Source organism: Aquimarina sp. AU119 (assembly GCF_900312735.1).
Lineage (GTDB): Bacteria > Bacteroidota > Bacteroidia > Flavobacteriales > Flavobacteriaceae > Aquimarina > Aquimarina algiphila.
On sequence record NZ_OMPF01000031.1, the window covers coordinates 19077 to 41818 of the forward strand.

At 30.5% G+C, this 22742-nt stretch carries 20 protein-coding genes; 15 read left to right on the plus strand and 5 right to left on the minus strand.

Annotation, left to right across the window (positions count from 1 at the left end):
- The first annotated feature begins 7 nt into the window (after positions 1–7).
- From DK442_RS24310 to DK442_RS24365, 12 genes are all read left to right on the plus strand, one after another.
- A complete protein-coding gene (locus DK442_RS24310) occupies positions 8–1072 on the plus strand; it encodes a methyltransferase (protein WP_109438520.1) in 1065 nt (354 codons plus the stop codon).
- A 3-nt stretch (positions 1073–1075) separates the two neighbouring features.
- A complete protein-coding gene (locus DK442_RS24315; RefSeq protein ID WP_109438521.1) occupies positions 1076–1687 on the plus strand; it encodes a 3-oxoacyl-ACP synthase in 612 nt (203 codons plus the stop codon).
- Positions 1678–1941: a phosphopantetheine-binding protein gene (locus DK442_RS24320; RefSeq protein WP_109438522.1), complete on the plus strand. Its 264-nt coding sequence runs from the start codon at positions 1678–1680 to the stop codon at positions 1939–1941. Before DK442_RS24315 ends, DK442_RS24320 begins: the two co-directional genes overlap by 10 nt.
- Complete coding sequence (locus tag DK442_RS24325) at positions 1919–3142, plus strand: beta-ketoacyl synthase (protein WP_370444681.1); 1224 nt, start codon at positions 1919–1921, stop codon at positions 3140–3142. The genes DK442_RS24320 and DK442_RS24325 overlap by 23 nt, the downstream gene beginning before the upstream one ends.
- The gene (locus tag DK442_RS24330) at positions 3139–4161 is read left to right on the plus strand and encodes a beta-ketoacyl synthase chain length factor (protein WP_109438523.1); all 1023 of its coding nucleotides are present in this window, start codon (positions 3139–3141) and stop codon (positions 4159–4161) included. Before DK442_RS24325 ends, DK442_RS24330 begins: the two co-directional genes overlap by 4 nt.
- Positions 4158–4925 carry a polysaccharide deacetylase family protein gene (locus DK442_RS24335; RefSeq protein ID WP_109438524.1) on the plus strand — a complete coding sequence of 256 codons (768 nt, stop codon included), beginning with the start codon at positions 4158–4160 and terminating at the stop codon, positions 4923–4925. Before DK442_RS24330 ends, DK442_RS24335 begins: the two co-directional genes overlap by 4 nt.
- Entirely contained in the window at positions 4915–5547 is a 633-nt protein-coding gene (locus DK442_RS24340) for an outer membrane lipoprotein carrier protein LolA (RefSeq protein WP_109438525.1), read from the plus strand. Before DK442_RS24335 ends, DK442_RS24340 begins: the two co-directional genes overlap by 11 nt.
- Before the next feature lie 5 nt (positions 5548–5552).
- On the plus strand, positions 5553–5933 hold the full coding sequence (locus DK442_RS24345; RefSeq protein WP_109438526.1) for a 3-hydroxyacyl-ACP dehydratase: 381 nt from the start codon (positions 5553–5555) through the stop codon (positions 5931–5933).
- 20 nt (positions 5934–5953) lie between these two features.
- On the plus strand, positions 5954–7147 hold the full coding sequence (locus DK442_RS24350) for a DUF2062 domain-containing protein (RefSeq protein ID WP_109438527.1): 1194 nt from the start codon (positions 5954–5956) through the stop codon (positions 7145–7147).
- Positions 7140–9593 carry an MMPL family transporter gene (locus DK442_RS24355; protein ID WP_109438528.1) on the plus strand — a complete coding sequence of 818 codons (2454 nt, stop codon included), beginning with the start codon at positions 7140–7142 and terminating at the stop codon, positions 9591–9593. The genes DK442_RS24350 and DK442_RS24355 overlap by 8 nt, the downstream gene beginning before the upstream one ends.
- 171 nt (positions 9594–9764) lie before the next feature.
- Complete coding sequence (locus tag DK442_RS24360) at positions 9765–11426, plus strand: C45 family peptidase (protein WP_109438529.1); 1662 nt, start codon at positions 9765–9767, stop codon at positions 11424–11426.
- On the plus strand, positions 11426–12724 hold the full coding sequence (locus tag DK442_RS24365; protein ID WP_109438587.1) for a phenylacetate--CoA ligase family protein: 1299 nt from the start codon (positions 11426–11428) through the stop codon (positions 12722–12724). Before DK442_RS24360 ends, DK442_RS24365 begins: the two co-directional genes overlap by 1 nt.
- Positions 12725–12982: 258 nt before the next feature.
- On the opposite strand, the gene DK442_RS24370 is transcribed toward DK442_RS24365, so the two are convergent.
- Positions 12983–14014 (minus strand): AraC family transcriptional regulator, encoded by a 1032-nt coding sequence (locus DK442_RS24370; protein WP_160114337.1) that lies wholly within the window; start codon positions 14012–14014, stop codon positions 12983–12985.
- Between the two features lie 270 nt (positions 14015–14284).
- Between DK442_RS24370 and DK442_RS24375 the strand changes: the two genes are divergently transcribed.
- From DK442_RS24375 to DK442_RS24385, 3 genes are all read left to right on the plus strand, one after another.
- Entirely contained in the window at positions 14285–15160 is an 876-nt protein-coding gene (locus DK442_RS24375; RefSeq protein WP_160114338.1) for a hypothetical protein, read from the plus strand.
- Positions 15161–15185: 25 nt separating this feature from the next.
- Positions 15186–15521 (plus strand): hypothetical protein, encoded by a 336-nt coding sequence (locus DK442_RS24380; protein ID WP_109438532.1) that lies wholly within the window; start codon positions 15186–15188, stop codon positions 15519–15521.
- 120 nt (positions 15522–15641) lie between these two features.
- Positions 15642–16367, plus strand: a complete 726-nt coding sequence (locus tag DK442_RS24385; RefSeq protein ID WP_109438533.1) for a DUF6503 family protein — start codon at positions 15642–15644, stop codon at positions 16365–16367.
- A 156-nt stretch (positions 16368–16523) separates the two neighbouring features.
- Here DK442_RS24385 and DK442_RS24390 read toward each other — a convergent pair whose 3' ends face one another.
- The 4 genes from DK442_RS24390 to DK442_RS24405 all read right to left on the minus strand — a co-directional run bounded on the left by DK442_RS24390 (position 16524) and on the right by DK442_RS24405 (position 22740).
- The gene (locus DK442_RS24390; protein ID WP_109438534.1) at positions 16524–17675 is read right to left on the minus strand and encodes a histidinol-phosphate transaminase; all 1152 of its coding nucleotides are present in this window, start codon (positions 17673–17675) and stop codon (positions 16524–16526) included.
- Between the two features lie 86 nt (positions 17676–17761).
- Entirely contained in the window at positions 17762–18778 is a 1017-nt protein-coding gene (locus DK442_RS24395) for an AraC family transcriptional regulator (RefSeq protein WP_109438535.1), read from the minus strand.
- A 430-nt stretch (positions 18779–19208) separates the two neighbouring features.
- Positions 19209–22112: a type I restriction endonuclease subunit R gene (locus tag DK442_RS24400; RefSeq protein ID WP_109438536.1), complete on the minus strand. Its 2904-nt coding sequence runs from the start codon at positions 22110–22112 to the stop codon at positions 19209–19211.
- Entirely contained in the window at positions 22105–22740 is a 636-nt protein-coding gene (locus tag DK442_RS24405) for an abortive infection family protein (protein WP_109438537.1), read from the minus strand. Before DK442_RS24405 ends, DK442_RS24400 begins: the two co-directional genes overlap by 8 nt.
- Between the last annotated feature and the right edge of the window lie 2 nt (positions 22741–22742).

Here is a 22742-nt window from a genome sequence, read left to right on the forward strand (position 1 = left end):
ATCACTCATGCCAAAAAAAGAACTAAGAGCCATTGAGGCATTGGAGGAAGCTCAAAAAATTGCTTTCGCCCCATTTGTTTTTCAATCTACAGTAAGTTTAAAAAAATTAGGTGTTTTAGATTATATTTTTGAAAAACGCGATAGTGGTGGAGTTTCAATTAATGAAATTTCTAAAAACTTATCCGTTAGCATTTATGGATTAGGAGTGTTATTAGAAATTGCAGAAAGTTCGGACATCGTTATTAAAGATGATGAACAAAAATATCAACTTACTAAAACGGGTTATTTTTTAAACTATCATAAAACGGTAGGAGTTAATCTCAATTTTACAAATGATGTTTGCTATGAAGGTCTTTTTTATCTAAATGATGCCATTAAAGAAAAGAAACCTTCTGGTTTAAAGGTTTTTGGGAAATGGGATACTATTTATGATGGTTTATCCCAATTGAGCCCAGAAGTCCAAAAATCATGGTTTGAATTCGATCACTATTATTCAGATGGTATTTTCGAGGAAGCTTTAATACGTGTATTTAAAAACCAGACAAAGACTATTTATGATATAGGAGGCAATACAGGGAAATTTGCATTGCAATGTTTTAATCATGATAGAGATGTTAATGTCCATATTTTTGATTTACCAGGACAACTCAAAAAAGCTTTGACGAATATTAAAAATAACGGTTTTAATGATCGGGTTTTTGCTCATGAGATTAATTGGTTAAAACCAAATCCCCAAATACCAAAAGGTGCTGATCTTATTTGGATGAGTCAGTTTTTAGATTGTTTCTCAGAAGATAAAATTCTTACCATACTAAAAACCTGTGCAGCTTCTATGAATGAAAACACAGAGCTTATCATCGTTGAAACATTTACAGATCGACAAAAATTTGATACGGCTCGTTTTTCATTAGAAGCTACTTCTTTATATTTCACAGCACTAGCCAATGGGACTAGTAAAATGTATTCTGCAGCAATTTTTGAAACGTTAATTAAAAAAGCTGGACTATCACTTAATGAAGATCATCAATTGGGAGAGTTTCATACCATGATGGTTTGCTCAAAAACACTATAGAATTTGAATTCTAAATTCAACATAAACGCATATAGTCATATTAGAAACGATAAAATTTCTCTAAATGGAGACATCGTTTTTGAAGATGAAACCAAAGATTTTTCAGCTTTTATAAAAAGTGCATATAAATCACAAGGTATGGATTATCCAAAATTCTTTAAAATGGATAATTTAAGTAAATTGGCTTTTATTGCAGCAGATCTCATTCTGCAAAGCATAAGTAATTCAGAAGAGAATATTGCCATCATACTATCTAATAAAGCATCTAGTTTAGATACAGACAGAAAGTATCAGGAATCTATTTCAGACAGTAATAATTATTTTCCGAGCCCTTCAGTTTTTGTCTATACATTACCTAATATTTGTATAGGTGAAATTTGTATAAAACATCAGTTATTTTCTGAAAATAGTTTTTTTATATTTGACAACTTTAACCCACACCATTTATGGATACAAACCGAACACCTTTTAAAAACAAAAAAGGCGAATAAAGTACTTTGTGGTTGGGTTGATTTTGATGATTCTAGTTATGATGCTTTTCTATATTTAGTAGAAGAACACGGTGATTTAAATCATACTATTAAAGACATAAAACAACTATATCTATGCCAGTAAAAGAATTGAGAGAAGAATTGAAAGAGAAAATTATAGAACAATTAAACCTTGAAGAATTCTCTGTGAGTGATATTGATGATGATGCAGCTCTTTTTGGCGATGGACTAGGTTTAGATTCTATCGATGCATTAGAACTTATTGTAATGCTTGATAAAGATTATGGTATTCAACTAACGGATCCTAAAGAAGGCAAAGAAGTTTTTAAATCCATCACAGTTTTAGCTGACTATATTGCAGAACGAACAAACAAATAAAAATATCGTACCACGTGTTGTTGTTACAGGAATGGGAATTATTTCTGCAATTGGTAATTCTGTGGAAGCCAATAAAAAAGTGTTATTAGCTTCAAAAAGTGGTATTGGTCCTATTTCAAAAATTAATACCATTCATGCCGAACGGATAAAAGTTGGTGAGGTTATTTTTTCTAATGATGAATTAGTATCTCAATTACAATTACCAGAAGATAATAATTTTACCAGGACCGCTTTATTAGGTTTGTTTGCAGCTAAAGAAGCAGTAGAAAATGCTGAAATTTTAGATATTAATAGTTATAAAACAGGGCTGATTTCTTCCACTACTGTTGGTGGAATGGACAAAACCGAACAGCACTTAAAACAATTTAGTTCATCTTCTGAAAGTCAGAAATATATTTCTAGCCATCATACAGGTGATAGTACCAAAAAAATTGCTAAGTACCTTGGAGTTAACGAGTTTTCAACCACAATGAGTACAGCTTGCTCTTCGGCTACAAATGCCATAATGTTAGGAGCACGACTTATAAAAGCGGGCAAATTAGAACGTGTTATTGTTGGTGGAACTGATGCGCTTGCAAAATTCACAATCAATGGTTTTAAAACCTTAATGATTTTGTCAGAGGATGTTTGTCAACCTTTTGATGAACACAGAAAAGGACTTAATTTAGGCGAAGGTGCTGCTTATCTTGTATTAGAGTCTGAAAAGATTGCAAAAAAAGAAGGTAAATCCATTATGGCTTACATTTCGGGTTATGCCAATGCTAATGATGCGTTTCATCAAACGGCTTCATCTGAAAATGGTCAAGGAGCCTATTTAGCGATGCAAAAAGCCCTGAATTTAGCTCAATTAAAACCAAAACAGATTGATTATATAAATGCCCATGGAACAGCCACACCAAATAATGACCTATCAGAAAGTATTGCGATAAAACGTGTTTTTGGAAACGATATACCTGACTTTAGTTCTACAAAAGGATATACAGGTCATACTTTAGCAGCTGCAGGTGCTGTTGAAGCTGTGTATTCTGTATTAGCGTTGCAAGAGCAAACCGCATTTCCTAACCTTAATTTTAAGTCCAAAATCAATGAAACAGGTTTGATACCCGTTACAGAAATTAAGAAAAAACCAATTCATCATGTGTTATCAAATTCTTTTGGTTTTGGTGGTAACTGTTCTGCATTAATCTTATCAAAAGAATGAGAGATTGTTATATACATAGCGCAGTTTCAATTTCTGCTCAAAATACATTTTCTAATGAAGATTTTTTATTAGATGTCATTAAATACAATGCAAAAAAAATACAAGCTGTCTATCCAAATTACAAAGATTTTATTTCACCAGTGGTTACGAGACGAATGCAGACAGGAGTGAAAATGGGAGTTGTCGCAGCAAACAAAGCTTTACAGATCGCCAAATTAAATGAGCCTGATGCCATTATTACAGGCACAGGAATGGGCTGTATTACAGATACAGAAAAATTCTTAAATAGTATTATTGACAATGATGAAACTTATTTAACACCAACATCTTTTATACAATCTACACATAATACTGTTGGTGCTCAAATTGCATTAGGTCTTAAATGTAACAACTATAACAATACCTATACTCATGGAAGTTTATCATTTGAATCTGCTTTAATAGATGCGCAATTACTGCTTCAAGAACAGGAAGCAAGACATGTTTTAGTAGGTGGTATTGATGAATTGGGTACTGAGTTTGTTGATTATGTTCAGATGATAGAAGCTAACAAAAGCAAAGGTATTGGTGTACCTTTTAGTGAAGGGGCTACATTTACTGTTTTATCTACTGAAAAGAAAGAAAACGCAATTAAATTACAAGATATCATTACAATATCCGAAGCGTCAAAAGAAGAACTAATTCTAAAATTAGAAGATTTTCTAGCTCTAAATAATATGGATGTTAAAGCTATTGATGCCATAATTCTAGGAGATAATGGGGATATGTATGATGATTATTATGAACATATAACCATTTCTTTATTTTCTAATGCTTCACAAATAAAGTATAAACACTTATCTGGAGAATTTTATACAGCTTCTGCTTTTGCCTTTTGGTTAGGAATTAATGTACTCCAAAAACAACATATTCCTGCGGAAGTTTTGAAAAATTCAGGAGAAAATAAATCCATTAAAACGCTATTGCTTTATAACCAATGTAAAGGTAAAGATCATAGTTTTATTTTACTGAAAACATGATGAAATTTAGGATTATAACGACTCTTTCGATTGTGGCAATACTTGGGTTGTTGGCTAGTAATTTATATTTTAGTAGCTCCTGGCTTTGGATTTTGTTACCTATTACGATTTGGTTGTTAGTTACAGCAATAGGTTCATTTATAATGAGCTACAATTATTTCTTAACTTCGTTTATATCTAGTAATTCTATAATATCAAAGAAAATAGCACTCACATTTGATGATGGTCCACATCCGGAGCTTACGTATTCTATTCTAGATGTTTTAGATCGTTTTAATGCTAAAGCTACTTTTTTCTGTATAGGAAAACAGATTGAAAAATACCCTGAAGTTTTAAAAGAAATTGTAAAAAGAGGACATGCTATAGGAAATCATTCGTACTCACACAGTAATTTTATAGATTTTTCGTCTCAACGAAAATGGTTAGAAGAAATTCGAAAAACAGATTCGATTATTAAAAAGAGTATAGGTGAATCTTCAAATCTTTTCAGACCGCCTTTTGGCGTAACAACACCTAACCTTGCTAAAGCAATAAAAGAAACCAAACATCATGTTATAGGGTGGGATAATAGATCGTTTGATACAGTATTAAAAAACAAAACCTTAGTTTTAAAACGAATTGTAAAACATATTTCGCCTGGTGGTATTATTTTGTTTCATGATACACAACCAAATACAGTATACGTTTTGGAACGTTTATTGATTCATCTAAAACAACATCAGTTTGAAGCCGTAACCATAAATAATTTACTGGATGAAATGTAAATGTTACTTTATATTATTTTTGTTTTTTTCTAACCTCATATCAATTAATGCTCAAGTTGAACTGAGTACGAATGAGCAAAAAATATTTAAATCAAAAGTAATTGCAAAGGCAAATAGTACGCAAAGTATGTTGAGTGATTTTGTACAAAAAAAACATCTTAGTATTATGGATAATGCTATTGTTTCTGAAGGGAAATTAGCATTTAAATCACAAAAGTTAGTGAAGTGGGAGTACACAAAACCTTATAAAAATATTGCAATTTTTAAAGATGACAAGCTCTACGTAACCAACGACGGTAAAAAAGAAACACTTAATTTAAAATCTAATAAACTTTTTAAAAGTCTAAATTCACTCGTCGTTAACAGTATAAAAGGAGATATGTTTGATAATGAACAATTTGATATTTCTTATTTTAAAACAGACACAGATTATTTAATACATTTTCTTCCGAGGGAAAAAAAAATAAGACGATTTGTTACTGAGTTTCAATTAAAATTTTCTAAAACAACCACAGAAGTCGAAGAGATTAAGTTAATAGAACCTAATGATGATTACACAACGATCACTTTTAGAAACAAGCAATTAAATACTAAAATTTCTGATGAGACTTTTAAACATTAAATATTATGCTGTTAGATGATTTTTATGAAGTTTTAGATTTACAAAGGAAAGACAACCAAACTCTTATAGCTTCGGTGAAAATTAATAAGGCGCATCACATTTTTGAAGGACATTTTCCTGAAAATCCTGTAACACCTGGTGTTGCAATGCTTCAGATATTAAAAAATTGTCTTGAAACTCATATGGAAGAATCACTTTTTATGCAGCACTTATCTCATGTGAAATTTTTAACTTTAGTAAATCCAAATATTGAAAATATTTTAGATTTCACAATAGAGATTACCCCTCAAGCAGAAGGATTCAAGATAAAAAACTACACTTCTTTTAGAGACGGTCGTTCTGTTTTAAAATGTAATGCTACTTTTGTGAAATATCCAAGACCATAGAGCAAGAGTAAATATATAAGATGCCAGAAGGAACTATTCAATCTAAAATGGAACAGCTAAAATGCTGTGTGATCATTCCGACTTATAACAATGATAAAACTTTAAAACGTATTATCGATGGTATCTTAAACTACACAAAGGATATTATTGTCGTAAATGATGGTTCTACAGACCGTACTTTAGCCATTCTTAATGAATATCCTAATATTGAGCAAATACATAAACCTGAAAATACAGGAAAAGGAACAGCCTTAAAAGCTGGTTTTAAACGCGCTGTATTTTTGGGGTTTGATTATGCTATTACCTTAGATACAGATGGGCAACATTTCCCAAAGGATATCCCATATTTTGTTGATGCTCTTATAGCTTCGGATAATAAAAATATACTGATTATTGGCGATCGTAATATGAATGAAGCCGATGTTTTTGCAAAAAGTGCAAAAGGTAATCGGGTATCTACGTTTTGGATGTATGCAGCCACTGGCTTAAGATTAAATGACTCGCAATCTGGTTTTAGGTTATATCCCATTAAGGAAATGGATGTGATAAAGTTTATGAAATCAACCAAAAAATTTGAATTTGAAATTGAAGCCATTGTCAAATCTTATTGGAGCGGAACAGAGATAAGACATGTACCGATTAATGTTTTATACGATCCTGTGGAGCGTGTGTCACACTTTAGACCTTTTATGGATATTTCTCGTATGGTTATACTATACACTTGGTTTCTCTTAGTTCGTTTATTCTATATTACACCTCGAAATTTATTTCGTAGATTTAAAAAAAAAGGCATAAAACGATTTTTAGTTGAAGATGTATTTAAACATCAAGATTCACCAAAAAAGAAAGCCTTATCCATTGCTTTAGGAATTTTTATTGGCTTGTCTCCACTTTGGGGTTTTCATACTATAATTGTACTTTTTTTGGCTGTTTTATTTCGACTTAATAAAGTTATAGCTTTTGCTTTTTCTAATGTAAGTTTAGCACCTTTTGTTCCTTTTGTTGTATTTTTAAGTTTACAGGTTGGTGATTTGGTACTGGGAACTGATACCAATTATTCTATAGAAGTTATTAGAGAAAATTTTGATGTTGCACAGCACTTAAAAACATATCTTGTTGGTAGCTTCACATTTTCTTCTGTAAGTGCCATAGTATTGGGTTTATTAAGTTATTTATTGCTTTCAATTACAAACAAAAAAACAGCAAATGGGTAACCTATTCTGGAAGATATATAGATCCATAGCTCATAAAAGGATTTATTACGGGATTATTAGCATAGTGTTAATGGGTATTTTGTCATGGATTGCTTCTGGGATAAAATTCGATGAAGATATATCAAAATTAATTCCTGCAAACAAAGAAAATGAGAAGCTACAAAAGGTCTTGAAAAATGTCAACTTCTCGGATAAAATCATTGTAAATATTAGTTTAGAGGACAACGGAGAATTTGAAGACCTGGTTGATTATGCCATAGCATTTACAGATAGTATTTCTAATAATTATAATAAATATATTACTAGTATTAAAGGTAAAATTGAAGAGGAAGATGCTCTAGAAACTATTGATTTTGTCTATAACAATTTACCGTTCTTTTTATCTGAAAGTGATTATGAAACGATAGCGTCTAAAATTGATAAGGATTCGATTGAAACCATTACAAAAGCTAATTATGAAACTCTTGTTTCACCTTCTGGTTTTATTGCCAAAAGTTTTATTGTTAAAGATCCATTAGGAGTATCCTTTATGGGACTAAAACAACTTAACGAGTTAGGCTTGGCGGATGATTTTAAGCTTAAAGACGGTTTTTTGGTTCATAAAGATGAAAAACATATTTTACTTTTTATTTCTCCAAAATTTGACACAGGAAACACTGCTGAAAATCAACCTTTTTCTGATACTATATACCGGTTACAAAAAGACTTAAATAGCGATTATAAAAACAAAGTGAGGAGTACTTATTTTGGAGGTCCATTAATTGCAGTAGCAAATGCTGAACAAATAAAAACAGACATTCAATTCACTGTGAGTATTGCATTGTCAATTTTACTGCTGCTATTTATATTCTTTTATAAAAAACTAAGTATTCCTCTAATATTATTTGTTCCAACAATATTTGGAGCTTTATTGGCAATCGCTATTCTTAGTCTTATAAGAACCGAAATTTCAGCAATCTCATTAGGTATAGGTGCTGTGCTTTTGGGCGTTACAATAGATTATTCGCTTCATATACTTACACATATTCGAAGTCACGGAACAACAAAATCATTATATACGAGTATTAGTAAACCAATTATAATGAGTAGCCTAACAACGGCTTTAGCATTTTTGTGTTTATTGTTTATAGAGTCTCAGGCATTGCAAGATTTAGGGATTTTTGCGGCTATCAGTGTTATTGGATCTTCAGTTTTTGCGCTAATTTTTATACCACAAACGTATAAACCTAAAGCAAGTGGAAATAATATTAAATCCACATTTATTGATACTATTGCAAATTATAATTTTAATAAGAATAAAACTTTAATTGCTGTGCTTTGCATTCTTTTGGTTTTAAGTCTCTTTACTTTTAACAAAGTGGTATTTAATAAAGATTTATCGCAACTTAATTATACATCACCAGAGTTAGATAATGCAGAATTACAATTAGACAATTTAATAAATATTTCATCTAAATCTCTTTATATTGTAGCTTTTGGTAATACTATGGAAGCGGTATTACAAACCAATGACAACATGCATCGTAGGTTGTCAAAATTTAAATCTGAAGATGCTGTCTTAGATTTTAATTCTATTGGAGCTTTAGTAAGTTCATCAAAAAGGCAAAACAAGCAAATTCAAGATTGGGAAGATTTCTGGGGCAACAATAAAAAAATAAAACTTAAAGAATACCTAATTGAAAGTGGAAATGCTTTTGGTTTTAAAAGTACCAGTTTTAATGAGTTTTATGAGCTTTTAGATAAGAAATTTAATTCTCTTAAAATTGTAGATTACTCAAAAATAACCTCTATTCCTATAGATGATTTTATTTCTGTTAATGATGATTTTATTACAGTAACTTCTATTGTCAAAATTAATAAAGATCAAATTTCCTTAGTTAAAGATGCTTTTAATTCAGATGAAAATATAATAGTCTTTGATAGGCAAAATGTTAATGAGGAGCTATTAGGTGGGTTAAAGAACGAATTTAATAATCTTATTGGATATAGTTTTACCCTTATTGTATTACTTTTATTAACCTTTTACAAAAATATAAAACTTACATTGATTACAATACTTCCGATTCTAGCTACTTGGCTATTAACGCTTGGTTTAATGGGGTTATTTGGACTTGAATTTAATATATTTAGTATTATAATTTCAACATTCATTTTTGGATTAGGTGTTGATTATAGTATTTTTATGACCAACGGTTTATTAAGACAATCACAATATGATATTAAGACTCTAGCTACGTTTAAAGCTTCAGTTATTTTATCTGTTATTACAACATTATTAGGTGTTGGCGTCTTGATATTTGCAAAACATCCTGCGTTAAGCTCTTTGGCTTTAGTTTCCGTAATAGGTATTATATCAGCAATGCTGATATCATTTACAATCCAGCCATTTTTATATAAATTCTTTATTAGAAATTCTACAAAAGAGATGACTAATGAGGAAAATTAAAATCGTATCAATATCAAGAAACGGGATGTTATTAAAAAAAAGTAATGTAAATTATATTCAAAATTTGGTTGAAGATCGAATTGTGATGTGGTGCTTTACAATAATATACGTATGGTAAATCGTCTTAATACATGGTGTGTAAAGCAGTTTCAAGTCCTTAAAAGACTCTTGATGAAGGGGATGGTGATTTGGTTATTTAGTATTGTAATATTTACTTCTTGTGGTATAAAAAAGTCTTTAAATGATCTCCCAGACATTTCGAACTATACTTCCACTATTCCAGAAAAAGTTAATGTCAATGATTCAACATCTTATACTGGCAATAGCTTTCTTACCAAAAATAAACAAGGACTTTGGGAATTGTATGTAGAAGGTGACCCGTTAGAACGAGGATTACTCATAGGAAGTCTTACTAAAGAACTTATGTATAAACAAGAAGCTGTATTTTTTGATAAAATCAGTGAACTTGTACCTTCAGAAGGTAAACAAAAATTTTTACGAAAGTTTCTTTCCTGGTACAATCGTAAAATGTATAAACATATTACCAACGAGTATAAAAGTGAAATATACGGAGTCTCACAGTATGCATCAACAGATTTTAATAGTATTGCTCCGCCTTATTTACGTTCGTTATATTTACATGGAGCGCATGATATTGGCCATGCATTACAAGATTTAGCTTTAGTAGGTTGTACGTCTTTTGCTGCCTGGGGAAACAAAACAGAAGATGGTAAACTACTTATTGGTCGTAATTTTGACTTTTATGCCGGTGATGCCTTTGCCGAAAATAAAATCATAGCCTTTGTTAATCCAACAACAGGGTACAAATTTGTTTCTGTAACTTGGGGAGGAATGATTGGTGTTGTTTCTGGTATGAATGATCAAGGTTTAACAGTTACCATCAATGCGGGTAAATCTAAAATTCCGTTAGTAGCAAAAACACCGATTTCTATTCTAACGCGGGAAATTTTGCAATATGCATCCAATATAGAGGAAGCCATTGCCATTGCAAAAAAACGTGAAGTATTTGTTTCTGAATCTATTCTTGTTGGAAGTGCAAAAGATAAAAAAGCTATGCTAATTGAAGTATCACCTAAGAATTTTGGTGTTTATGAAGTTGAAAATACAAATCAATTAATTTGTTCTAATCATTTTCAAAGTGATGCTTATGAAGATGATCGAAGAAACAAAAAAACGATCGAAGAAAGCCATACGCAATATAGATTCGAGAGAATGCAAGAACTGTTAACGGAAGCTGATAAAATAAGTCCTACTGAAGCTTTTGCAATTTTAAGAGATAAAAATGGTAAAGGCAACAAAACCATCGGTTATGGTAATGAAAAAGCACTTAACCAATTATTGGCACATCATGGTATTGTGTTTCAACCAGAAGATTTAAAAGTTTGGATCTCTTCTAATCCGTATCAATTGGGTGAGTTTGTAGCTTATGATCTGAATGATGTTTTTAGTAATAGAATGGGAAATCCATCTAAAATTTCAGTTTCCAAGGAAAAAGATAATATCGATAAAGATCCTTTTTTACTATCAGAAGATTATCATAATTATGAAAAATATCGAGTACTGGAACGTAAAGTAGAACAAGCTATCGAAGATCAAATAAAACTTGATGCAGAAGATTTAGAGAGGCTTGTAATTTTGAATCCAGAATATTGGAAAGCACACAAACTTGCAGGCGATTATTACTATCAAAATCGGAATTATCCTAAAGCATTAAAGGCCTTCAGTGTAGCATCTACCAAAGAAATCACAACACTTCCTGATGCTCAATATATTTCAAAATATATAAAAAAATCTCAACGAAAATTAAAATGATGATTCCAGATATTGAGAAACAATCTATTTTAAAAATTAAAGCTTTTCAAGAAGAAAAACTTAAAGAAGCTTTGCATTATGTGAATCAGAAATCCCCATTTTATAAACGACTATTCAAATCTCATCATATTTCTATTGCTAACATTAATTCGATTGAAGATTTAACACAAATACCACCAACCACAAAGGATGATTTACAATCATATAATGATGATTTTTTTTGTGTTCCTAAAACTGAAATTATTGATTATGTGACTACGTCAGGGACTTTAGGAGATCCAGTTACTATTGCCTTAACCAATAAAGATTTAGACAGGTTAGCATATAACGAAGCTATTTCGTTTAGATGTTCAGGAGTGACAAAAGATGATATTTTACAACTAATGACTACTGTTGATAAACGGTTTATGGCAGGTATGGCATATTTTTTAGGAGCCAGACAATTAGGAGCTGGTATTATTCGTGTTGGTGCTGGGACTCCTGAACTTCAATGGGATTCTATATTAAAATTTAAACCAACTTATCTTATTGTTGTGCCTTCGTTTTTATTAAAATTAATCGAGTATGCTAATTTAAACGGAATTAATATTAATACTTCTGGAATCAAAGGAGCAATATGCATTGGAGAGCCTATTAGGAATGATGATTTTTCTTTAAATGTTTTAGGACAGAAAATAAGTGAGTCTTGGGATATTGATATGTACTCAACTTATGCTTCATCCGAAATGCATACAGCGTTTACAGAATGTGAATATCAAAATGGAGGACATCACCATCCAGAACTAATTATTGTTGAAATTTTGGACGAAGAAAACCAACCAGTAAACAATGGTGATATTGGTGAACTGACTATTACCACCCTCGGTATTGAAGCCATGCCTTTAGTTCGTTTTAAAACAGGAGATATGCTAAGAGCACATTATGAACCCTGTAAATGTGGCAGAACTACATTACGTTTGGGGCCAGTAAACGGGCGAAAAAAACAGATGATAAAATACAAAGGGACAACGTTATATCCACCAGCAATACAAAACATAATGAATTATTTTGAAGATGTGGAGAGTTTTATTATAGAAATTTCCCACAATCAAGTTGGTACTGATGAAATTTTAATCAAGCTTGCTAGTAAAGGTTTAATCCCAGATTTACTGCAGCAAATAAAAAATCATTTTAAAGCAAAGCTTAGAGTAACACCACGTATTGAATTTTGTGATAAAGATGATATTGACAAATTAAGATTCCCTAAACTGAGTAGAAAACCCGTTCTGGTGATCGATAAACGTAATTTGGATACATAGATTACGGTATATTCTGCAGAGAATAATGGTTCCTCTTCTTTAAACTGGGTGATAATGCCTTTGTAGAACTATATGAGAGCTTAAGGTGGGTAACCAAGTTAGCAATTTGGTTTTTAATAATATAATTACTTCCCGATACGATATGTGAAAACCCTTATAAATAAAAGGGTAGGGGAGTTGTAGATGTACTAATGGAGGGAGTTTTTGCTTGCTTTTGGATCTACTTTTCTTCATAAAACTAAGTAAATCTAAACGGATTTAGCGATTTGCTTTTTTCTTATACTCATTCGGCGTAAAGCCTTCTAAACCTTTAAAAACTCTAAAAAAAGTAGACTTTGATTTAAAACCACATTCTTTAGCGAGTCCAACTAAATCATAGTGAGAAAATTTTTCATTTTGCAGTAGTTGCTTAAATTCACTTACTCTAAGACCATTTATATAATCCTTAAAAACACCTTTATTAGTGATTTTGAAATAGTCTATAAGTTCTTTGGTACTGACTTTAAAAATAGAAGCACAAGAGCTAATGTTTAAACTTGGATCTTTATATAGTTTTTCTTCTTTAAAATAGTATTCCATTAGTTTGTCTAACTCTTTTTTATTCCTAAGTGTGTTTTCATTAATGGAAACATTTTTTGGGAGAAATAATCGTCTAAAAATTGTTAATTCACTTAAAGCATAAATAAAAAGAATATATGTAAGAGGGTATAGATAGAGATATATTCCAATCGAAATTTTATTCACTAAAAGAAAAGCAATGGAGTCATCTGGTACTTCTAATTGTTTAAAAATACTTCTAAGCGCATCCCAAATAGGAATTTGTAATAAAAAAAAGTACAATGAATAAAATAGAATCATTACTTTTTTATATGCTTTTGGAATGAGTTTTTTTCGTGTTTTAGTTTTTAATTCTTTTTTTGTCAAAAAGAAATATGACAAAAAAATGATGAAAATACCTGCTGAGAAAAGATGTGTTATTGTATGATTTGTTCCGGAGAATTTATCAATTAAAAAAAAGCGAAATAGTATCAATGTGATATAGTATACCGCAGGAATTGCTATACATTTTATGATATATCTATAGGTTAATTTTTCGCTATAAGATTTGTAATATAATAAAAGCAGTGAACCTACAAAAATTGGTTTTCCAGGTCCAATTAATAAGAACAATATCAGGTTATCTTGCCAATAACCATAAAATACTTTTTTGAAAAACCACAAACCAAGGGTTAAACATAATAGTGCTAAAATCTTCTTAGTAAGATTTGATGTATCAATCAAATGCAACACAGCAACAACTATTAGTTGTAAACCTAATATAAACTTAATCCCAACAAGTAAATTTTCGATAACTATAATTTTTCTGATTGATAATACAAAAATATTAATATCTAAGCTTTCATATCTAACCTAATAATTTTTGTTGCGAGAAACAGTATCAATATAGTCCCAAAATTTATTCTGATACTTATTTGCTGTCGTATTAATAAAATTTTATAGTGACATTTACTGTTAAGATACGGTTTAATGAATTCTAAATTCAAACTTAAAAAACAATTTATGTATAAAATTACACCACTTACATTCCTATTATTTTTTATTCCTTGTATCTCTTTGGCTCAAGAATACCCTATACATATTATGGAAGAAGGGCATATAGTTGTACAAGTACAACTATCGGATAGTATTATGGGTAATTTTATTCTAGATACGGGAGCAGGTGTTAACGTATTATCTGGTAAAATGTTTAAAAAAATAGCTTCTCAAGCTGTCAAAAAAGGATATTTTACAGGATTCAGACATGATGGTGATCGATTAGATGGTGAGATTTATGAAATTCCATACTTGGCTATTGGAAAGGTTAAACAAACACATTCTATAGTAGGTGTTTATCCACCATTGGATGCTATGGGGATTGACGGCCTCTTATCTTTGAAATTCTTCGAGAATAAGGCATTTTCTATTGACTTTAAGAATCATAAAATTGCTTTTGTAGAAGTAGAAATGGCTAAATCATTAGCAAAGAAACATACAACAATTCCAATAGAGTTGTATAAACATACCAATGTGATGTTAGATATTTTTATACCTATTACTTTAAACGACAATACTACTGTTTTAGCAGAATTTGATACTGGTAGCGGTTATGATGCCTACATGTTAAATCCAGGTTACATAGATGATTTAAAGTTAAACAAAACAGAACTGAGCACTCAGAAATATAAAACACAATTATCTAGTGAAGAACGAATAGATTCAATCTATACATTAAATTCAATTTCTGTAGGAAAAGGTAATAAAGAAGTCAAGAAAAATGAGGTTACTGTAATTTTTAGAAAAGGTATGATTTACAATGCACTTATTGGTAGCGGATTGTTTAAAAATAACACAATTACAATTGATATCCCCAATAGAACATTTATTATACAAAAGTGAATTTTAATCACCTAATTGGTAAACCATGACAACAGAATCATTAACATTACAATACTTTAACTCATGGCAAGATGTTGTCAATTTTGATGAAACAGCTACTTGCCTTCATGATCATGTAAAAATAGATCTAGGCTTTTTTAAAACCGATAATAAAATTGAATTTATTGAAATGATGTCAAATAATCCTGTTCCTTGGAAAGATGTGAACCTAATCTTTTCGAAATATACAGAGGATTTTGCCTGTATTATATATGAGGGTATTAATACTCAAAACAATATTAAAATGCGAGTTTCAGAAGCTTTGGAAATTAAAGATGATAAGATTATAGCGATTCATTCAGTGATATCTCAATTGCCTTAACGTAAAAGAACTAAATGACGATGGTAAATTTATTAGAATGGTAATATTTACTATTAGTGAAAACTTTAATAGGGTTTGAAGCTATTACATTACTCAATTATTTAAAAAACAAAAATAAGAATGAAGAGAAATAAAATGTATCATTTGATATTTATAATAGTCCTGATATCTTGTAATGATCTAGAAGAGGCTATCGATGCTTCAGCTATATTGAATAAAAGTATTGCTGCTCATGATAAAAATAAGAACTGGAATACGACTAGTATTGAAATTCAAATACAAGAACCTAGAATTTCCAATCCTAAAAGATATTCAATCTTAAAACTGAATAATAGGAGTGGTACGTTTGAGCTTTCGAGAAACAGGGAAGGGCATATTGTTAAATATAGTATTAATGAAAAAGGTGAGAATTCAGTTTTGCTAGATGATAACGAAGTAATAGATTCATTAATAATCAAAAAATACGGATTAGATACTAGTCGCAATAGTAATTATAGAAGGTTCTATTCAATGATGTATGGCTTACCTATGTCCATACCAGAGTATCTAAAGACCATAAATGATGGTGGTGAAGTCATTTTTAACAAAGAAGCTTGTTATAAAATTGTGATTGAATTAAAAGAACCAATTATAACAAAATTTTGGAATGTTTATATCTCCAAAAAGAGTAACTACGTAGTAGGTGTTGAAATTTTTCATGAAGATGATAAAGAAAAAGGGGAAAGGATGTATTTTGAAAATTTGATTGAAATTAATGAAATGAAATTACCCAGAATAAGACATTGGCTTGATTTAAAGAACAACGATTACGGAGGTAGTGATATTATAATTAAAGAAATTAATTAGGAATACCAATAGAGAAAATCTTAGCTTGTGTTTTTTTGTAGGGTTTTATTTCACTTAGTATATTGAAAAGTAGAACGGAGAACGTTTATATTTAAAAGGACTCTTAAATACAGAAACAGGTATATTAAAAGAAATAAAATGAAGGGAAAGAAATGGTTATAACCATTTCTTTCCCTTCATTTTATCAAACAAGAAACTAATGTCATTTTCAGATCCCATCGTTACTCGTGCCCAATTCGGTTTGGTTGGCCAACCGCCTGCAAGTAAAACTTTGTTCTTCCACATAAGTTCTTTGTATGCTTTAAAGTTTTTAACATCAAAGTATATAAAGTTGGCTTCACTTCGAATATATTTGAGTCCAAACTTATCTAGTTCTTTATAAAATGTATTCCGTATTTCTATATTGTTATTTCTTGATGTTTCCACGAAGACATCATCTTTTAATGAAGTAATTGCGGATGCAACGCTAAGTGAATTAGGCATATTCCCTGGAAAGCCTAAAGTGAACTTTTTCTCCATTTCTGCTATAAGTGAATCTGGTCCCAACATAAAACCAATTCGTAAACCAGCTAAACCATATATTTTAGAAAAAGTACGTGTAACAAGGACATTTTTTCCTTCAGCAATAAGAGGTGCCATTGATTTACTTCTCCAGGAATTCATATAATGAATGTAGGCTTCATCAATAAGTACAGTAGTCTTATCAGATACAAGCCTACAGAATGATTTTAATTTTTCAGTTTTCACAACAGTTCCAGTAGGATTATTGGGGTTACAGAGCGTTAATAGACTTGTTTCAGAAGTAATTCTAGCTTCCATTTCGGTTAAATTCATTCTGAAATTTGAATCTACTTCAACTGGCGTGACTTTTGCTCCAATCTTTTTGGCAAAAAGACCAACCACATCAAAAGTTGGGCTGGGAACAATTATTTGCTCTCCTTTACTACCAAAATGAGTTGCTGCCCATAGTAAAGGTTCGAAAGATCCATGGCCTAATAGTACGTTCTCAGGCTTTAACCCCTCTTGCTTTGCTATTAATTGTTTTAAAGTTTTTGCATCATATTCATAGAAAGTTGCGTATCGATTGCTACGGAATATAACTTGCTTGATTATATGTTCTACATTTTTGCTCGGACCAAGGTGATTTTCATTATAAAGTAACCTTCTCACATCATTTTTTTCGCTATTGTAATCTGTCTCGTAATGGTCTCTATTAATTTCAGAAAAAGCATTCAAAGGGAATAGACTTAAAGCTGCAGATGTTGCCAAAGATTTTTTTAGCCATTGTCTTCTATTTGTTGTATCCATAATTTTAAAGTTTTTCTAAATCAACTAAAAATTAAGTATACTTTCTATCGAATTCATGAATCCGATAGCGATTTCATACTAAGAAATTACTCAGTAACGTTTTTTAATCTGTATTCCGATGGTGTAGATTTTGTATATAACTTGAATGCTACATTAAAAGAAGAAAGACTATTGAAACCTGAATCTAAAGCAATAGCCAAAATTTTTGTATTCGGATGACTGGTATTTAGTAGTTCTTTTGCCTTTTTTATTCTATATTCATTAATGAAACTCGAAAAATTCTTGTTAGCATGTCTATTTATAATCATTGAAATATCTCTGGAAGATAAATTAAGCCTTGTGGATAATGATGTTAATTTAAAATTAGGATTTAAATAAAGATCATTTTCTTCTATTAACTGTCTTATTTGATTTAGGTATTTCTTACCATCTTCAATAGTAATATTGGAGTTAAGATATTTTTCTTGATAATTGTTATCAAATATTTCTTTTCTATCGAAAGCTAAAAAAAAGACAATAAACATTAAAATAGAGAAGGCAATTATGCCGGCAGAATATACAGGGATTAGTTTAATAAATATTAATCCATAAACCAACCATATTAGACAAAGAGCCAAAACCAATAGCGTATACCATTCTTTTGCTTTTTTGTTAACTACGATGTTTCTTTTCTGTGAAATAAATAGACTTGCTATTACGTAGGAAAATGAATGCACTAAGATGAAACTATAACTTAATTTCCAAAAATTGTTACTGGTATCATTAGGGATATAATCACAAAAGATCACATAAATAAAACTAGGAATAAAATGGAATATTACTGATTTTAATCTAATTTTAGTTTTTATGAAGAGAGAATACCCATAGATATATAATAAAGGACCAACTGCTAAATTCGCGGCTAGGCCAAGATTCTTAATGAAAATAGGTAACTCAATATAATTATAGAAAACAGATTTGGTAATCCTTAAAGTTAGCACGATAAGTAATGTTCCTAATATTGTATTCTGGACTTTTTTAGTTTTAAATAAATATATTCCAAAGAAGAGGCTTATTCCAAGCCCAACACCGCTTATAATTGCAATTAATAGTTTGATAATCATTTTTTTTATAAAAAAATCGTAAAGATAAATCTACTAGATTATAATAATTGAATTTTTATTTTCTACTTCATTTCATAAAAATTAGACAAAACCCTACCAAAAGCATACCAAAGGGAAATCTACTTCCCAATACAATAAGTAACTTTTCTTTATTTATAAGGCTTTAAGTGGTTTGAGGTACAAATAAGACACAAAAAATAATTTGTTAATAAAATTTGATACGGAATTTAGTAAAAATTCGAGCAAAGTATCTGAATAATTATTTTAATGGTTCAAAAGGGAGTTTTTTTATTCAATTTATGATGCAATTATGAGCCCATTATATAAAATATACCTGCTCCCAAACCTCCCTCTGCTTTAACAATTTTAAAAAAGGTAGTATAGTGGTTTGATAATCTGTCATATTGGTTTTGGGAATTTTTTAATATAGTTAACTTGCCATGCCGTTAATAAAGGTTTCTACAAAATCGGTTATTCGACTAAGTATTCTATCGCCTAATTTTTTCCGTTGTAATAAACTTGGTTTCTCGCCTTCAAGAAGCTCTAGAACTTCATCCCTAAGTGGTGTTTTTTCAGCAAAAAGATAGTCTTCAATTAACTTTTCAGTTTTCTCGGAAGAGAGCTTTTCTTCATCTACTAATTTATCAAATGCCTTTTGTTGTTCCTTATTCCAGTATTTTTCAAACTCAGATACTACTTCTTCAGAGCCTTCAATTATTGGTAAATTTTCTTCAATGAATTTTTCTATCAATTCGCGTTTACTTCGTAATGTAGTCTCGGTATTTAGTAGATTAAAAATTTCCTTTTCTGCTTTGGTTGTATCTTTTTGTTTATCAGCTTTAAGCTTTATTAAAAGTTGAATGATGTAAGTAACATTAATTTCATCACGGTGAATCAATTCTAATTCAAAATCAACATCTTCTAAAATAGAGACCTTCTCTTTTTGATTATTACTTTTTACTTTGTCATATAAATCGAGGTATTTGCTTTTATAATCTTCAAATTCTTGTTCCGACATTTGTAAGCTTTCCCAATTAAAGTCAGAAAACGCTGAAAGAATATTTTTAATGCGCATTAGATCACGAAATGCCTTAATAAAGTTTAATTCATCTTCTTCAGTTACTAAATCATTTACACTGTCAACCGTAGGTACATAATTTTTTAATTGTTCAAAAGCTTTGTCAAATTTAGAAGCATATTCTTCATAAGGTTGCATTACAATTATTTCAATAGCTTCTTTATTGCTAAAGAGTGTAATTGCTTCATCTGTTCTATTTTTTAGATTTCTGAATACTACTATATTACCTTGCGATTTTTGCTCGTTCAAGATTCTATTTGTTCTTGAGTAGGCTTGTATGAGACCGTGATATTGAAGATTCTTGTCTACATAAAGTGTGTTCAAAGTTTTACTATCAAAACCAGTGAGAAACATATTAACTACTAGAAGAATATCAATTTTACGTTCCTTAACTTTTTTCGAGATATCGTTGTAATAATTGTAGAAATCTTGACTGGTTTTGGTACTGTATTTTACATCAAAAAGTTGATTGTAATCTTCAATGTATTCATCTAGCTTTTCTCTGGTGTGTTTGCTTTTTTGATATTGCGGACTGTCCTCTGCTACGACATTCAAGTCGAAACTGTCAAAATCTTGTTCAAAGTTGACAAATCCATTTGCATCTTTGTCAGGTTTATTAGCACCGTAACTGAAAATGGTCGCAATTTTTAAGTTATGTTCACCTGCCTCTTTTTTTCTTTTAAGTATGTCATAGTACTTAATTAGAGTAGGGACACTATTAACACAAAACATAGCTGTAAACTCTTTATTGTGTGTTTTACGATTGTGATTGGCAATGATGTAATTGGTGATTTTCTCCAACCGTTTTTCATCTTCCATCAACTCCTTAGTGTCAATATCCTCAACTTCAATGTCTATTTCTGTTACAGAATCTTTTCTTTTATATCTGCCAACGTATTCAACTGAGAATTTTAAAACGTTTTCATCTTTAATCGCATCAGTAATTACATACTTATGCAAACATTCATCAAATAGGTCTTTAGTTGTTCTGGCTATAGCTTCACTTTTATTCGCATTTTCTTTTAATATTGGTGTTCCCGTAAAACCAAACATCTGATTGTTGCTGAAGAACTCTTTTATGCGCTTATGTGTGTCTCCAAACTGACTTCTGTGGCATTCATCAAAAATGAAAACGATTTTTTTGTCTTTCAAGTCAGCCATTTTCGCCTCATACTTTAATTTAGTAATAGCCGTATTCAGTTTTTGAATGGTGGTAACAATCAGTTTGGAATTTTTAGATACACCTTTTTTGTCTTTATAAGTTCCAGTGAATTGTTGAACCAGGTTTTTAGTATTGTCTGTTCCGTCAATGCAACCTTCACTAAAGCTGTTAAATTCTTTAGTGGTTTGATAATCTAGATCTTTTCTATCTACTACAAACACGACTTTATGAACTTCTGGAAGTTTCATAATTACCTGACTTGCTTTAAAACTGGTTAGGGTTTTTCCTGAGCCTGTGGTATGCCAGATATATCCGTTTTTGGTGGAGTTCTTTACGCGATCGATAATAGCTTCTACAGCATAATATTGGTAAGGGCGCAATACCATTGGAATTTTTTGAGCCTCATTTAGTACAATGTATTTGCAGATCATTTTACTGAGATGACACTTTTCTAGGAACGAATCGGTGAATCCATTAAGTATATTGGTTTCTCTATTGTTTTCCCTATCTGTCCAGAAGAAGGTTTGCTTGAAACTTTGGTTTCTATTATTGGCATAATATTTTGTATTTCTACCGTTACTAACAACAAATATTTGAACGTATTGAAATAAAGCATTACCAGAACCAAAAGAATGACGTTGATAACGGTTGATTTGGTTGAATGCTTCTTTTAGCTCTAGACCACTTCGTTTGAGCTCTATTTGAACTAAGGGCATACCGTTAATCAGAAGCGTTACATCATAGCGATTTTTGTATTTACCTTCTTGTGTTATTTGATTAGTTACTTGGTATTGATTACGACACCAATATTCTGTATTTAGGAATTCAAAATAAAGGTTGTCTCCATTGTCTCGTACAATATGTTGTTTTTCTCTCAGTATTTTACTTTTTTCAAATACAGTTCCTTTGCTAAGGATATTCAACACTTTATCAAATTCAGTTGCAGAAAAAGTAATGTTGTTGTGTTTTTCTAATTGAGATTTTAGGTTTCGCAATAAGTCTTTTTCACTATTGATTACGGTAAATTCATATCCCAATTTTTGAAGTTGAGCAATCAACTGTTGTTCTAATATTTGTTCAGATTGTTTACTCATGTTCTTCTAATTCTAATGTTTCTAGATAATCTTGTAGTTCTTGCTCATAAGCAACTATATCTTGTTCAAACAATGCTTTACTGTAGCTTAAAAAGCCAAAATCATTTTCGGTATCTAATTTTTCATTGAATTCAGGGTTATCTTCATATGCTAACTCTTTTACAGCTTTTACTTTGGAAAAACAATGCAAAACATAATGAAGCATATTGTCAGTAATATTCATCACTAAGTTTGAAAACTGGGAATCGCTGAAATAATCTTTAGGGGATAGCTTACCATGAGAAATATCACCTCTTCTATTTCTTAACTCTCCAATAGAAACAATGAGTTTATTTATTTTATTGACAAAGTCTATTTCTATGTCCTCATTAAATTCTGCTAATTTATTCATAGATTTTCTAACTAAAGGGTGAAAATCCATTTTGTCTGCTATTGCTGAGTCATAGGTGCTGTCAACCTGATTCCAAATAAATTTAGAAATCCCCTCTAATAGTGCCTTGCAACTTTCAATAGCGATATCGGGATTATCATTTACATTATTTTCTATTTTATCAATGATAATATTGTAATAATCAATGTTGCTATATTCAGATTCTAATTGCTCTAAGATGTCTTTAGTTTGCCTCATAG

Excerpts from the sequence above, each read along its gene's own strand:
- DK442_RS24400 (WP_109438536.1), bottom strand. The coding sequence starts at position 22,112 with ATGAGTAAACAATCTGAACAAATATTAGAACAACAGTTGATTGCTCAA.
- DK442_RS24320 (WP_109438522.1), top strand. The coding sequence starts at position 1,678 with ATGCCAGTAAAAGAATTGAGAGAAGAATTGAAAGAGAAAATTATAGAA.
- DK442_RS24335 (WP_109438524.1), top strand. The coding sequence starts at position 4,158 with ATGATGAAATTTAGGATTATAACGACTCTTTCGATTGTGGCAATACTT.
- DK442_RS24340 (WP_109438525.1), top strand. The coding sequence starts at position 4,915 with ATGAAATGTAAATGTTACTTTATATTATTTTTGTTTTTTTCTAACCTC.
- DK442_RS24355 (WP_109438528.1), top strand. The coding sequence starts at position 7,140 with ATGGGTAACCTATTCTGGAAGATATATAGATCCATAGCTCATAAAAGG.
- DK442_RS24350 (WP_109438527.1), top strand. The coding sequence starts at position 5,954 with ATGCCAGAAGGAACTATTCAATCTAAAATGGAACAGCTAAAATGCTGT.
- DK442_RS24405 (WP_109438537.1), bottom strand. The coding sequence starts at position 22,740 with ATGAGGCAAACTAAAGACATCTTAGAGCAATTAGAATCTGAATATAGC.
- DK442_RS24380 (WP_109438532.1), top strand. The coding sequence starts at position 15,186 with ATGACAACAGAATCATTAACATTACAATACTTTAACTCATGGCAAGAT.
- DK442_RS24345 (WP_109438526.1), top strand. The coding sequence starts at position 5,553 with ATGCTGTTAGATGATTTTTATGAAGTTTTAGATTTACAAAGGAAAGAC.
- DK442_RS24360 (WP_109438529.1), top strand. The coding sequence starts at position 9,765 with ATGAAGGGGATGGTGATTTGGTTATTTAGTATTGTAATATTTACTTCT.
- DK442_RS24390 (WP_109438534.1), bottom strand. The coding sequence starts at position 17,675 with ATGGATACAACAAATAGAAGACAATGGCTAAAAAAATCTTTGGCAACA.
- DK442_RS24310 (WP_109438520.1), top strand. The coding sequence starts at position 8 with ATGCCAAAAAAAGAACTAAGAGCCATTGAGGCATTGGAGGAAGCTCAA.
- DK442_RS24385 (WP_109438533.1), top strand. The coding sequence starts at position 15,642 with ATGAAGAGAAATAAAATGTATCATTTGATATTTATAATAGTCCTGATA.
- DK442_RS24365 (WP_109438587.1), top strand. The coding sequence starts at position 11,426 with ATGATTCCAGATATTGAGAAACAATCTATTTTAAAAATTAAAGCTTTT.
- DK442_RS24395 (WP_109438535.1), bottom strand. The coding sequence starts at position 18,778 with ATGATTATCAAACTATTAATTGCAATTATAAGCGGTGTTGGGCTTGGA.
- DK442_RS24375 (WP_160114338.1), top strand. The coding sequence starts at position 14,285 with ATGTATAAAATTACACCACTTACATTCCTATTATTTTTTATTCCTTGT.
- DK442_RS24330 (WP_109438523.1), top strand. The coding sequence starts at position 3,139 with ATGAGAGATTGTTATATACATAGCGCAGTTTCAATTTCTGCTCAAAAT.